General features: G+C 60.4%; 13 protein-coding genes. 3 read left to right on the top strand and 10 right to left on the bottom strand.

Translation table 11 applies throughout. The annotated features are described in order from the left end of the window. The first annotated feature begins 13 nt into the window (after positions 1 to 13). The gene (locus tag L6D82_RS19315) at positions 14 to 496 is read left to right on the top strand and encodes a hypothetical protein (RefSeq protein ID WP_236191035.1); all 483 of its coding nucleotides are present in this window, start codon (positions 14 to 16) and stop codon (positions 494 to 496) included. Here L6D82_RS19315 and hemN read toward each other — a convergent pair. The 6 genes from hemN to ccoG all read right to left on the bottom strand — a co-directional run bounded on the left by hemN (position 493) and on the right by ccoG (position 7,499). After that, complete coding sequence (gene hemN / locus L6D82_RS19310; RefSeq protein ID WP_011333280.1) at positions 493 to 1,875, bottom strand: oxygen-independent coproporphyrinogen III oxidase; 1,383 nt, start codon at positions 1,873 to 1,875, stop codon at positions 493 to 495. The genes L6D82_RS19315 and hemN overlap by 4 nt on opposite strands. An 82-nt stretch (positions 1,876 to 1,957) precedes the next feature. Then, positions 1,958 to 2,641 (bottom strand): sulfite exporter TauE/SafE family protein, encoded by a 684-nt coding sequence (locus tag L6D82_RS19305; RefSeq protein ID WP_236191033.1) that lies wholly within the window; start codon positions 2,639 to 2,641, stop codon positions 1,958 to 1,960. Then, positions 2,634 to 2,846: a cbb3-type cytochrome oxidase assembly protein CcoS gene (gene ccoS / locus L6D82_RS19300; protein ID WP_007951659.1), complete on the bottom strand. Its 213-nt coding sequence runs from the start codon at positions 2,844 to 2,846 to the stop codon at positions 2,634 to 2,636. Before ccoS ends, L6D82_RS19305 begins: the two co-directional genes overlap by 8 nt. Before the next feature lie 22 nt (positions 2,847 to 2,868). Continuing rightward, positions 2,869 to 5,319: a heavy metal translocating P-type ATPase gene (locus L6D82_RS19295; protein ID WP_236191032.1), complete on the bottom strand. Its 2,451-nt coding sequence runs from the start codon at positions 5,317 to 5,319 to the stop codon at positions 2,869 to 2,871. A gap of 213 nt (positions 5,320 to 5,532) precedes the next feature. Further along, positions 5,533 to 6,072 carry a FixH family protein gene (locus tag L6D82_RS19290; protein ID WP_236191030.1) on the bottom strand — a complete coding sequence of 180 codons (540 nt, stop codon included), beginning with the start codon at positions 6,070 to 6,072 and terminating at the stop codon, positions 5,533 to 5,535. 11 nt (positions 6,073 to 6,083) lie between these two features. Continuing rightward, on the bottom strand, positions 6,084 to 7,499 hold the full coding sequence (gene ccoG / locus L6D82_RS19285) for a cytochrome c oxidase accessory protein CcoG (RefSeq protein ID WP_085747882.1): 1,416 nt from the start codon (positions 7,497 to 7,499) through the stop codon (positions 6,084 to 6,086). A 541-nt stretch (positions 7,500 to 8,040) separates the two neighbouring features. On the opposite strand from ccoG, the gene L6D82_RS19280 reads away from it, so the two are divergent. Together L6D82_RS19280 and L6D82_RS19275 are read left to right on the top strand one after the other, a co-directional pair. Further along, entirely contained in the window at positions 8,041 to 9,036 is a 996-nt protein-coding gene (locus L6D82_RS19280) for a metallophosphoesterase family protein (RefSeq protein ID WP_236191029.1), read from the top strand. Between the two features lie 68 nt (positions 9,037 to 9,104). After that, positions 9,105 to 9,362: a hypothetical protein gene (locus tag L6D82_RS19275; RefSeq protein WP_085747881.1), complete on the top strand. Its 258-nt coding sequence runs from the start codon at positions 9,105 to 9,107 to the stop codon at positions 9,360 to 9,362. 75 nt (positions 9,363 to 9,437) lie between these two features. Here the strand turns inward: L6D82_RS19275 and ccoP are convergent, their stop codons facing one another. From ccoP to ccoN, 4 genes are read right to left on the bottom strand one after another with little or no spacing between them, the layout of a single operon-like run. Further along, a complete protein-coding gene (gene ccoP, locus L6D82_RS19270; protein ID WP_039770046.1) occupies positions 9,438 to 10,421 on the bottom strand; it encodes a cytochrome-c oxidase, cbb3-type subunit III in 984 nt (327 codons plus the stop codon). Next, positions 10,418 to 10,603, bottom strand: coding sequence for a CcoQ/FixQ family Cbb3-type cytochrome c oxidase assembly chaperone (locus tag L6D82_RS19265; protein WP_003175465.1), 186 nt, complete (start codon positions 10,601 to 10,603; stop codon positions 10,418 to 10,420). Before L6D82_RS19265 ends, ccoP begins: the two co-directional genes overlap by 4 nt. A 5-nt stretch (positions 10,604 to 10,608) precedes the next feature. Next, positions 10,609 to 11,217, bottom strand: a complete 609-nt coding sequence (gene ccoO / locus L6D82_RS19260; RefSeq protein ID WP_007905434.1) for a cytochrome-c oxidase, cbb3-type subunit II — start codon at positions 11,215 to 11,217, stop codon at positions 10,609 to 10,611. Beyond that, positions 11,217 to 12,659 (bottom strand): cytochrome-c oxidase, cbb3-type subunit I, encoded by a 1,443-nt coding sequence (gene ccoN / locus L6D82_RS19255; protein WP_007960352.1) that lies wholly within the window; start codon positions 12,657 to 12,659, stop codon positions 11,217 to 11,219. Before ccoN ends, ccoO begins: the two co-directional genes overlap by 1 nt. Between the last annotated feature and the right edge of the window lie 422 nt (positions 12,660 to 13,081).

Here is a 13,081-nt window from a genome sequence, read left to right as displayed (position 1 = left end):
AGGAACCGCTTCGATGACTGTTATTGGTACGCTGACCCCCGGTAACAGTGGCGTTGCGTCGTTGCTGGAAAGTGCTGAAACCTCCGTTGACGATGAGTCCGGCACAGACGCGGCATCATTGGGAAGCCCGACCTTGGTCGAGGGCGTCAAAGTGTCGCTGTCCGGTGCCGCCATTGCAAAATCCGCCGGTGCCGGCGGGAAAAACCGCGATATCGAAGAAAGCGGTTTGCCTGAAAACGTCCAGCAATTGCTGAAGATGATCCGCAAGTTTCGCCAGCAGATCGCCGAGAAGAACGCCCAGATCAACGCGCTGATGGCCAACAAGACCCTTTCCAACGAAGAGCGGTTCGCCAAGATCGCTGCCCTCAAAGGCGCCATCTCCGCCCTCAACAACGGTCTGATCACCGCCAATCTGTCCCTGGCCAAGGTCATCGACCAATCAAGCCTGACCGCTGACCAGAACCTGAAAACCAACTCGCTGCTGATGAAGAGCTAAATCACCCGCGAAAAACGCTGGCGGTTCTGCTGTTCCAGATACGCGTCGAACACCATGCACACCGAACGCACCAGCAGGCGCCCGGCCGGCAGCACGGTGATGCGCTCGCGATCCAGTTCGATCAGCCCGTCCTGCGCCATGCCTTGCAGTTGCGGCCAGAGCGCGCCGAAGTAGCCCTGAAAATCGATGTTAAAGCTGCGCTCGATCTCGGCGAAATCCAGGCTGAAATTGCAGATCAGTTGCTGGATCACCGCGCGGCGCAAGCGGTCGTCGGCGTTGCACACCAGGCCTCGGCTGGTGGCCAGTTGCGCGCCGGCTAGGGTGTTCTGGTAGTGATTGAGATCGCTGCTGTTCTGGCAGTACAGATCACCGATCTGGCTGATCGCCGACACGCCCAGCCCGATCAGGTCGCAATGACCGTGGGTGGTGTAGCCCTGGAAATTGCGTTGCAGGGTTGATTCTTCCTGAGCAATCGCCAGTTCATCGTCGGGCAGGGCGAAATGGTCCATGCCGATGTAGCGATAGCCAGCAGCGGTCAGTTGTTCGATGGTGCGTTGCAGCATTTCCAGTTTCTGCGCCGGGCTCGGCAGTTCGTTGCCGTTGATCCGCCGCTGCGGCATGAAGCGTTCCGGCAGGTGCGCGTAGTTGAACACCGACAGACGGTCCGGTTGCAGGCTGATGACTTCCTCGACGGTGCGGGCGAAGTTGTCCGGGGTCTGCTTGGGCAGGCCGTAGATCAGGTCGATGTTGATCGAGCGAAATTGCAGGGTGCGCGCCGCGTCGATCACCGCACGGGTTTCTTCCAGGCTTTGCAGGCGATTGACCGCCCGTTGTACCGCCGGGTCGAGATCCTGCAGGCCGATGCTGACCCGGTTGAAGCCCAATTCACGCAGCAGGCCCATGGTCGACCAGTCGGCTTCACGCGGGTCGATCTCGATGCCGTAATCACCGGAGTCATCGTCCAGCAGATTGAAATGCTTGCGCAGGTGCGCCATCAACTGGCGCAATTCATCGTGGCTGAGAAAGGTCGGCGTGCCGCCGCCGAAATGCAGTTGTTCGACTTTCTGCGCCGGGTCGAGGTGGCAGGCGATCAGCTGGATTTCCTGCTCGAGCCGTTGCAGATAGGGCAGCGCACGGCCGCGATCCTTGGTGATGACCTTGTTGCAGGCGCAGTAGTAGCAAATGTTCGCGCAGAACGGCACGTGCACGTACAGCGACAGCGGGCGCAGGGCCTTGCGGCTGTCGCGCAGGGCGTGGAACAGGTCGAAGGTGCCGACCTGACTGTGAAATTGCACGGCCGTCGGGTACGAGGTGTAGCGCGGCCCCGCCAGGTCGTAGCGGCGGATCAAATCGGTGTCCCAACGAATGGCGTCGAGCATGCGGGCATTCCCCCGGATAGGCTGGCAGTGTGCCGAGTCTAGGGGAGGGCACAAAAAGGCGTCTTGATTTGCATCAACGGGATCAGTGGCCCATCAGCCAGTGCTGGTGCGGCCCCGGCACGGTCCAGATGCCGAACAGGATCACCAGCAGACCGCCGGCCATACGCACGCTGCGTTTGCGCAGCAGTGCAGTCACTCGTTCCGCCGCGAGGCCGGTCGCCAGCAACACCGGCCAGGTGCCGAGCCCGAAGGCGAGCATCAGCAACGCGCTGTCGAGTGCATTGCCCTGACTGGCCGACCACAGCAACGTGCTGTAAACCAGCCCGCACGGCAGCCAGCCCCACAGCGCGCCGAGCAGCAAAGCGCGAGGCAGGCTCGACACCGGCAGCAAGCGGTTGGCCACCGGTTGAATGTAGCGCCACAGTCCGCGACCGAGGCTCTCAATGCGGGTCAGGCCGCTCCACCAGCCCGCGAGGTACAAACCCATGGCGATCAGCAGCAACCCGGCCAGAACCCGCATAAACAGCGCAGCAGGACTGTTGGCCACCGCCCATCCCGCCAGCCCGATCAGCAATCCCGCCGTGGCATAACTGAGAATCCGCCCGAGGTTATAGGCCAGCAGCAATCGAAAGCGTCGGCTGCGTTGCTCCTTGGGAATCGCCAGGGTCAGCGCGCCCATCAGGCCGCCGCACATGCCCAGGCAATGCCCGCCGCCGAGCAGGCCGAGAATCAACGCAGACACCAGCAGTGGCGCCAGTTCAAGCATGGGGTGGCGCCTTGTCGTCCGGTTTGGCCGGGTTGGCTTCGTCCACGGCGGCGGTGTGGTTCGGGTCCTGGTCGTCGAACAGGATGCTGTGGGCCGGGCCGTCGAGGTCGTCGTACTGGCCGCTGTCCACCGCCCAGAAGAAGATGTAGACGGCGATGGCCACGATCAGCAGCGCGGCCGGAATCATCACGTAGAGAGCTGGCATCTGTACTCCATGCCCGCGCGGCTCAGGCCGGCAGCGGGCGGGTTTCTGACGTGGCGCTGACGGCCGGCGCACTCGGCAGGCGAGTCAGGCGCAGGGCGTTGAGCACCACGGTCAGCGAACTGATCGACATGCCGACGGCGGCCCACACCGGAGTGATCCAGCCGAGGGCGGCGAACGGCAACATGAGGCCATTGTACAGCGCGGCCCACAACAGGTTCTCGATGATCACCCGGCGGGTGCGGCGGGCCAGCGTGAAGGCTTGTACCAAGGCGTCGAGGCGGTTGGACAGCAACACCGCATCGGCACTGGTTTTCGCCAGATCGGTGGCCGAGCCCATGGCCACGCTGATGTCCGCAGCGGCCAGCACCGGCACGTCATTGACGCCGTCGCCGAGCATCAACACCTTGCGGCCGTCCCTGTGCAGTTGTTGCAGCACTTGCAGCTTGTCGTCCGGACGCAGACCGCCCCGGGCCTCGTCGATACCCAGTTCGGCAGCGACGCTGGCGACCATCGGCGAACTGTCGCCCGACAGCAGCAGTGTGCGCCAGCCGCGCGCCTTGCAGGCGGCGAGCAGGGCCGGAGCGTCGTCGCGCAGACGGTCGTCGAGGGCGAACCAGGCCAGCGGTCCCTGGAGGTCACCGAGCAGCAGCCATTGCCCCGGCTCCTTCGGCATCGACGGCACAGGCGCGGCGCTGAGATCGCAGACAAAATCCGCCTGACCGATGCGCAAACGTTGTTCGCCGACCAATCCTTCAAGCCCCAGGCCCGGCGTGCTGTGGACATCTTCGGCAGCCAGCGGTGCGCGACCGAAGGCGCGGGCGATCGGGTGTTCGGAACGGTTTTCCAGGGCGGCGGCGAGGCTCAGGCATTGATCGCTGTCGAGGGCGCCAAGCGGGCGGATCGAACGCAGCACCAATCGGCCTTCGGTGAGGGTGCCGGTCTTGTCGAAAATCACCGTGTCGATCTGGTTCAGGCCTTCCAGCACATGACCGCGCGTCAGCAGCAGGCCGAGTTTATGCAGGGTGCCGGTGGCGGCGGTGAGGGCGGTCGGCGTCGCCAGCGACAGCGCGCACGGGCAGGTTGCAACCAGCATCGCGAGGACGATCCAGAACGCTCGCGACGAATCCAGCTCCCACCACAGCAGGCCGATGGCGGCGGCTGCGATCAACGACAACAACAGGAACCATTGCGCTGCGCGGTCGGCGATTTCCGCCAGCCGTGGTTTTTCCGCCTGGGCGCGATCCAGCAGGCGAACAATGGCCGACAGTCGCGTGTCCTGGCCGAGCGCCTGCACTTCGACGGTCAGCGCGCCTTCCACGTTCAGCGTGCCGGCGGTGACGGCGTCGCCCTTGGCGCGCGGTTGCGGCAGGTATTCGCCGGTCAGCACCGATTCGTCGATGCTCGATTGACCGTCGAGGATCTTGCCGTCCGCCGGCAGCACCGAACCCGGTTGCACCAGCACGCGATCACCGAGGCGCAGTTCGCTGAGCAGGATGCGTTCGCTCTGGCCGGCGTCGTCGAGGCGCAGGCACGAGGCGGGCAACAGATTGACCAGTTGTGCGGTGGCAGCGGCGGTGCGCTCGCGGGCGCGACGTTCGAGGTAGCGCCCGGCGAGCAGGAACAGGGCGAACATGCCTACCGCGTCGAAGTACAGCTCGCCGACCCCGGTGATCGAAGTCCAGATCCCGGCGACATAAGCCGCGCCGATCGCCAGTGATACCGAGACGTCCATGGTCAGGTGACGGGTGCGCAGGTCGCGCATGGCCCCTTTGAAAAACGGCGCGCAGCTGTAGAACACGATCGGCGTGGTGAGGAACAGCGCGACCCAGCGCAGGATCGTGTGTAGTTCCGGGCTGAGGTCGATGTTGAATTCCGGCCAGGTCGCCATGGTCGCCATCATCGCCTGAAACCACAGCAGCCCGGCGACCCCGAGTTGGCGCAGGGCAAGGCGGTTTTCGCTGGCCAGTTGTTCGCTGGCGCGGTCGGCCTGATACGGGTGTGCGGCGTAGCCGATGTGGCGCAGTTCGCCGAGGATCTGGCTCAGCGGCAACTGAGTGTCTGCCCAGCGCACATGCAGGCGATGGTTGGACAGGTTCAGCCGCGCCTCGGCCACAGCGGGCAGGGTGCGCAGGTGTTTCTCGATCAGCCAGCCGCAGGCGGCGCAACTGATGCCTTCCATCAGCAACGTGGTTTCGGCCAGTTCACCTTCGTGGCGCACGAACGGTTGCTGCACGTCGGCGCGGTCGTACAGCTCAAGTTCATCGACCAGTTGCACCGGCAGCGCTTCGGGGTTGGCCGAAGCTTCGCTGCGATGCTGGTAATAACTTTCCAGGCCGCCGGCGACGATGGCTTCGGCCACGGCCTGGCAGCCGGGGCAGCAGAACTCGCGGGACTCCCCGAGCACGACGGCGGTGAAGCGGCTGCCGGCCGGGACGGGCAGGGCGCAGTGGTAGCAGGGGATTGGAATGGTCATGGCATTGTCGAGGGAATAAACCCTTGGAATCGAGTGGTCCGCTTGCCCTCACCCCAGCCCTCTCCCGGAGGGAGAGGGGGCCGATCGGTGGTGGCCGGATTAATGGGTTCAGTCAGCGACATCGTCACTGGCATACATGGCGCGTGCAAGCGTCCGAGATCAGTTCCCTCTCCAGGGGGAGAGGGCCAGGGTGAGGGGGCACTTGCAGGCTGCTTACTTCTTCAAATCCTCAGCGCCTTGAAGCGGCTCATCCCCCAGCAACAAATCCTTGTCATGGCTGACCAGCTCTTCTTCGAACATCCGCCAAACGTGATCGTCCTGAGTGCCCAGCAATTCAACAAAACGCCGACCTTCGATCTTGTCGCTCAACTGGCCGATGTAGCGGCCTGTTTCAGTCTCGCTGCGCGCCAGGATGATCTTGCGATCCTTCTCCGGCTGGGTCGGCGAGATCAGGTTCAGTTCCAGGGTTTTCGGCTGGCTGTCGCCGCTCAGGCGCAGGTCGACTTCGCCGGTGACGTCATCCAGGTGCACGGCAGCGCGCATCTTCAGGGTCTGGGCCAGCAGCTCACGATCCAGCGAACGGTTGATGCCTTTGCCGGCCTCGTAGTAGTTGTCGTTGACCAGGTTGTCCGGGTTGTTCACCGCGATGGTCACCATGGACAGCGTCAGGGTCACCGAACAGGCCAGAATCCCGATGATGATCCATGGCCAAAGGTGCTTGTACCAGGGACTTGCGGCGTTTGCTGCGGGCATGTTCAGTTCTCTCAACGATTTTGTGGGCCGATGAACCGGCTCTTGGCTTCTACGTGGACGCTGTCGTCATCGGCATCCTTGAGGATGAATTTCACCTCGTTGGTGCTCGATGGCAATTGTTCAGGCGCGCTCGACAGCTCGACTGGCATGCTGAAGATTTCCCCGGCCGGCACCTTGATCTCGCGCTTGCCTTGCAGGCGCAGATCCGGCAAACCGGCGGCTTCCAGCACGTAGGTGTGGTCGCGCTGATCCTTGTTCATGATTTTCAGGCTGTAGACGTTTTCGATCCGGCCTTCAGCGTTTTCACGGTACAGCACGCGGTCCTTGCTGACGTCGAAACCCACCAGCGAACGCATGAAGAAGGCCGTCACCAACAGGCTGATCATCGCCAGCAGCACCACGGCATAACCGATCAGGCGTGGACGCAGTTTATGGGTTTTCTGTCCGGACAAGTTGTGTTCGGTGGTGTAGCTGATCAGCCCGCGCGGGTAATCCATCTTGTCCATGATGCTGTCGCAGGCGTCGATGCACGCGGCGCAGCCGATGCATTCGATCTGCAGGCCGTCGCGGATGTCGATGCCGGTCGGGCAGACCTGAACGCACATGGTGCAGTCGATGCAGTCGCCCAGGCCTTGGGCCTTGTAGTCGACGCCTTTCTTGCGCGGGCCACGGCTTTCGCCGCGACGCGGGTCGTAGGAAACGATCAGGGTGTCCTTGTCGAACATCACGCTCTGGAAGCGCGCATACGGACACATGTAGATGCACACCTGCTCACGCAGCCAGCCGGCGTTGCCGTAGGTGGCGAGGGTGAAGAAACCGACCCAGAAATACGACCAGCCATCGGCTTGCCCGGTGAAGAATTCGAAGACCAGTTCGCGGATCGGCGAGAAGTAGCCGACGAAGGTCATGCCGGTGACGAAACCGATCAGCAACCACAGCGCGTGCTTGGCGAATTTGCGCAGGAACTTGTTGGCGCTCATCGGCGCCTTGTCGAGCTTGATGCGCTGGTTGCGGTCGCCTTCGGTGACCTTTTCGCACCACATGAAAATCCACGTCCATACGCTTTGCGGACAGGTGTAACCACACCAGACCCGGCCGGCATACACGGTGATGAAGAACAGACCGAAGGCGGCAATGATCAACAGCCCGGAAAGCAGAATGAAATCCTGCGGCCAGAAGGTGGCACCGAAAATGAAGAACTTGCGCTCCGGCAGGTTCCACCACACGGCCTGGTGACCGCCCCAGTTCAACCACACCGTACCGAAATACAGCAGGAACAGCGCCGCGCCGCCCATCATCCGCAGATTGCGGAACAGGCCGGTGAAAGCACGGGTGTAGATTTTTTCTCGAGAGGCGTAAAGGTCGACGCTGTTGTTCGCGTTCTTGTTGGGGGGCGTGACGTCGTGTACCGGAATCTGGTTGCTCATCATTGCATCCCACGGCAGTGGAAAAATGCCTCGGTCGATACGTGCCGGCCGGGGTCAAAAAGGGGTGTTGCAGTGGCCCAATGATACGCCTGTCATACCGACGAACGGGTGCGACCTTTGGTCGCGTTGGGGAAAAATCATGGATGGTGTAGCGAATGTAACAAAGCGTGATGCAGATCAATTGACTTGTTGAGTATGGACGGTTTTTTCCGGGTGGCGAGTCGAATCGTCCAACACGCCTGGGGGGCAGCCTTGGCTCAGGATGCCGTTTGCTTCAGGGGCATCCGGCGGAGTTATTGCAAGTCTCAAGCTGAAAAGCGCTGGAAGGTTTAACTTTTTATAGAGTCGATTGAATAGTTAAGTTGGGCTGTGTGTTGTGGGTATTAGTTGTTGCATGAAGTGTTTTGCTCGGGCTTGAAATATATGAAATCAATTGCTGGTTGTCGGGTATTTGAAATAAACATCGTTCTCGAATAGTTTGCGTCTGCGGCTGTTCGCAGATGAGTTTAACTATTATTTATATGAGCAAGGATTGAGCTGTATGTTTATCAAGGAAGTAACAAGGCTGGTGGCGTGTCTGTGTGTATTGTTTGCACCGTTCGCGCTGTCCAGTGAAATGATGCCGCGGCATATGGTTTTCGCATCGGATCCTCAGTACCCATGGACGGACAGAACGGATAGTGGCCAGGCAGAGTCGGATGAGGATTTTGAAAAGCGCGCCAAATGGCTCGTGGATAGCCAGTTTGCGAGCATTGTGGAGTTTCGCAGCAAAATGGGTGGTCAGGCTGAAGTGCCATTGATGATCAACGGCGATATCACGGCTTTCGGTCATCCTTATCAGATTTCATACATGAAGTCCGCGCTGAAAAAATACTTTGGCAGTGATTATTTATATGGATTGGGGAATCATGACTATCAGAATAACGTCGATGATTGTCTGGGTAATCGCTGCGCCGTAAACAGCGTCGTCGAATACCATGAACATCATGCTGGCAAGGTCGATGATTTTGATGTGCGTGTGACGGGTGGCGGATTTGGCAAACAGTATGATGGCAGTCTTGCCTACTCGAAGAATATCGGTCAGGTGCACCTTGTTCAGTTGAACAATGAGCCTACTTACGAAGTTCAACTCAAACATCCGTTGCACGACATGAAAATCAGCCAGTCCCTGGATTGGCTTGATAAAGACTTGAGGGTTGCGCGGGCTCAGGGTTACGCAATCATCATCAATATGCACAAGCCCGATGACTGGGAGGGCGATGCGCAGCAGTGGCAGCGTTTTCAGGACATGATCGAAAAGTATGAGGTCACGGCCATTTTTGCCGGCCACTACCACACGCGGGGAGGCTCCAGAAAATGGTGGGGTAACGTCCCGGTTTTTCTCAGCGGCGGGACTTCCCAACAGACCTACCTGACGGCGAGCTTCACCGAGGATGGCAAGCAAATGCACGTCAACCTGGTCGAGAACAATGAGTGGCAAAAGCCGCGATTCGTGCACACGGTTCCGGTGAAATCCATCTGGGCCAGTCGCCCGTAAATCATTGCCTGGGCATCGCTTTTATTGGCGTTGCCCGGGACAGCTGACACTTTTCAAGGATGAAACGTATGAACAAAAGCAAGATCAAGGCACTCGGCATTACTCAGAAAGAAATCGATGCATTGGACGTCATTCTCAATAGCGCCATTCCGGGGGCTTCCCTGGCCGTCGCGTACCTGCAAGCGGCTTTGGGAACGATTGAGTCGGCTGAAGATGGAGAGGGCACGAAGCAGCCGGGTGGCCCGAACAGCAACCGGCCTGATGACGCTGGCAAGCAGCGCAAGCCCTCAGGCCTGGACAGTCTCGGTGGAGGCAACATTCTTTGAATCAGCACTGAGGTGAAACAAAACGGCCCCGCCAACTCTCATGGGCGGGGCCGTTTTTTGCTTCAAGCGTTGGCCTTACTGGGCCTCGGCTTCCGCTGGTTTTTCACCGTGGGACAGGCTGTAAACGTACGCCGCCAGCAGGTGAACCTTGTCGTTGCCTTGCAGTTGTTCCTGGGCAGGCATCTGGCCCTGACGGCCGTAACGGATGGTCTGCTGCAGTTGCGCGAAGCTCGAACCGTAGATGAACGCGGCCGGGTGGGTCAGGTCAGGTGCACCCATCGCTGGCGTACCTTTACCCGCCGGGCCGTGGCACGCCACGCAGTTGGCGGCGAACAGTTTCTGGCCGTTGGCCGGATCTGCCTTGGTGCCTTCCGGCAGCTTGCGGCCATCCAGATTGGTCAGCACGAACGCGGCCACGTCGGCCACGCCTTGCTCGCCGATCACTTCTGCCCAGGCCGGCATCACCGCGTGACGACCGCCCATGATGGTGGTCTTGATGGTTTCCGGCTCGCCGCCCCAGCGCCAGTCGGCGTCGGTCAGGTTAGGGAAACCATAAGCGCCCTTGGCGTCGGAACCGTGGCAGACCGAGCAGTTGGAGGCGAACAGACGGCCACCCATCTTCAGGGCTTGCGGATCCTTCGCCACTTCTTCGATCGGCATGGCGGCGAACTTGGCGAAGATTGGGCCGAACTTGGCGTCCGAGCGAGCCATTTCCTTTTCCCACTCGTGAACGCCGGTCCAGCCGGTCTGGCCGTTGGCGAACGCGGTCTGCTTCTCGGTATCGAGGTAGTTGTAACCCGGCAGCAGGCCTTTCCAGTTACCCAGGCCCGGGTACAGCACCAGATAACCCAGAGCGAAAACGATGGTGCCCACGAACAGCATGAACCACCATTTCGGCAGCGGGTTGTCGTACTCCTCGATCCCGTCGAAGGAGTGGCCCACGGTCTCGTCGGTCTGCTCGCTGCGCTGGCCCTTGCGGGTCGACAGCAACAGCCAGGTCAGGGAAAAGATCGTACCGAGACTGAGGACTGTGACGTACAGACTCCAGAATGTAGTCATTCTTTGTTACTCCTAGAAGCTTGCTCGACGTGCTTGATGGCTTCGGGATCATCCGCGAAGGGCAGCAAGGTCGCGTCTTCAAACTCCGACTTGCGCTTGGGGCTGAACACCCACAACGCCAGGCCGATGAAGGCAACCATCACGACAACGGTGCCCAGGCCTCGAATCATCCCGATATCCATCAGAATCACCGTTTGCTTTTGATGATGGTGCCCAGGCCTTGCAGATAGGCCACCAGCGCGTCCATTTCGGTTTTACCCTTCACAGCGTCTTTTGCACCGGCAATGTCTTCGTCGGTGTAAGGGACGCCGAGCGTGCGCAACACTTCCATTTTCTTGGCCGTGTCTTTGCCGTCGAGCTTGTTTTCCACGAGGAACGGGTAAGCCGGCATTTTCGACTCAGGCACGACGTTGCGCGGGTTGTACAAGTGCGCACGCTGCCAGTCATCGGAGTAACGACCGCCGACACGGGCCAGGTCTGGGCCGGTACGTTTGGAACCCCACAGGAACGGGTGATCCCAGACGCTTTCACCGGCGACCGAGTAGTGGCCGTAGCGTTCGGTTTCGGCACGGAACGGACGGATCATCTGCGAGTGGCAGCCGACACAGCCGTTGGCGATGTAAACGTCGCGGCCCTCCAGTTCAAGGGCGGTGCGCGGCTTCATGCCTTCGACCGGCTTGTTGGTGACATCCTGGAAGAACAGCGGAACGATTTGGGTCAGGCCACCGACGCTGACGGCGATGACCATGAAGAAGGCCAGCAGGCCAATATTCTTCTCGACAGCTTCATGCTTCATCAGTGAGCTCCAACTACGGCGATCTTGGCGGCGGCTTCGGCTTCAGCCGGGTTCGAGGCGCGAACGGTGCGCCATACGTTGTAAGCCATCAGCAGCATGCCGCTGGCGAAGAACGCACCGCCCAGAGCTCGGACGATGAAGCCAGGGTGGCTGGCCTGCAGCGCTTCGACGAACGAGTAGGTGAGGGTGCCGTCATCGTTGATTGCACGCCACATCAGACCTTGAGTGATGCCGTTGACCCACATCGAAGCGATGTACAGCACGGTACCGATGGTCGCGAGCCAGAAGTGCGCGTTGATCAGGCCGGTGCTGTGCATCTGCGCGCGGCCGAACAGTTTCGGGATCATGTGGTAGATCGCGCCGATCGAGATCATCGCTACCCAGCCGAGAGCGCCGGCGTGTACGTGGCCGATGGTCCAGTCGGTGTAGTGCGAGAGCGAGTTGACGGTCTTGATCGCCATCATCGGACCTTCGAAGGTCGACATGCCGTAGAACGCCAGCGATACCACGAGGAAACGAAGGATCGGGTCGGTGCGCAGCTTATGCCAGGCGCCCGACAGGGTCATCATGCCGTTGATCATGCCGCCCCAGCTTGGCGCCAGCAGGATGATCGACATTGCCATGCCCAGCGATTGTGCCCAATCCGGCAGTGCGGTGTAGTGCAGGTGGTGCGGGCCGGCCCAGATGTACAGGGTGATCAGTGCCCAGAAGTGCACGATCGACAGACGATACGAGTAGATCGGACGCTCGGCCTGTTTCGGCACGAAGTAGTACATCATCCCCAGGAAGCCGGTGGTGAGGAAGAAGCCCACGGCGTTGTGGCCGTACCACCACTGGATCATCGCGTCGGTGGCGCCCGAGTAGGCCGAGTAGGACTTGAACAGGCTGACCGGCAGCGACATGTGGTTGACGATGTGCAGCATCGCGGTCACCACGATGAACGCACCGTAGAACCAGTTACCGACATAGATGTGCTTGGTCTTGCGCTTGGTGATGGTGCCGAAGAACACCAGACCGTAGGTGACCCAGACAATGGCCAGCAGAATGGCGAGGGGCCATTCCAGTTCCGCGTATTCCTTGGTGGTGGTGTAACCCAGCGGCAAGGTAATGATCGCGCCGACAATGACCGCTTGCCATCCCCAGAAGGTGAAGGCCGCGAGGCTGTCGGAAATCAGTCGCGTCTGGCAGGTTCGCTGCACGACATAGTAGGAAGTGGCAAACAGTGCACAACCACCGAAGGCGAAAATCACCAGGTTTGTGTGCAACGGGCGCAGGCGTCCAAAGCTCGTCCACGGCAGACCGAAATTCAACTCCGGCCAGACCAGTTGCGAGGCGATGAAGACACCGAGCCCCATGCCAAGGATCCCCCAGACCACCGTCATGATGGCGAACTGGCGGACTACCTTATAGTTATAAGCAGTCGGACTGATTGCTGTGCTCATTCTAAGGTTCCACGGTTTGGGTGTTTTATTAGGATTAAAATCGGCCGCAAGTATGTAGAAAGCAGGGGGTCAATGCAACGCGCCATGACCTGGGTCAATGCTTTCCAACGCTGATTCTGCGGCCTTTCCATGCGCCGCGTAAGGACAAAATTGCCCTCGGGCAAAATGTCGCAGCGGACGAAAAAAGCGAGGGGTCCCGGTCGGATGTAACGGGGTGTGTTCGAACGCTCGGTTCGGGTGACGGACGGTAATCGGCACGACAGCCGGTATCTACCGGCCTTTGCGGCCATGTCAGTCAGCCGATTCGTTCAACGCCTCGCTCGGGGTCGACCTGGAACCGGCACGGGCCAGTCCGCATCGAGCAAGCGTAGACCCGAATCCGGGTAACCGAAAGGAGAGGGGGTGAAGGGGTGCGACAATGC

Source organism: Pseudomonas paraglycinae, assembly GCF_021601625.1.
GTDB lineage: Bacteria > Pseudomonadota > Gammaproteobacteria > Pseudomonadales > Pseudomonadaceae > Aquipseudomonas > Aquipseudomonas paraglycinae.
Note: the sequence above shows the minus strand (reverse complement) of the source record. Positions and strands in the feature narration are given on the sequence as shown.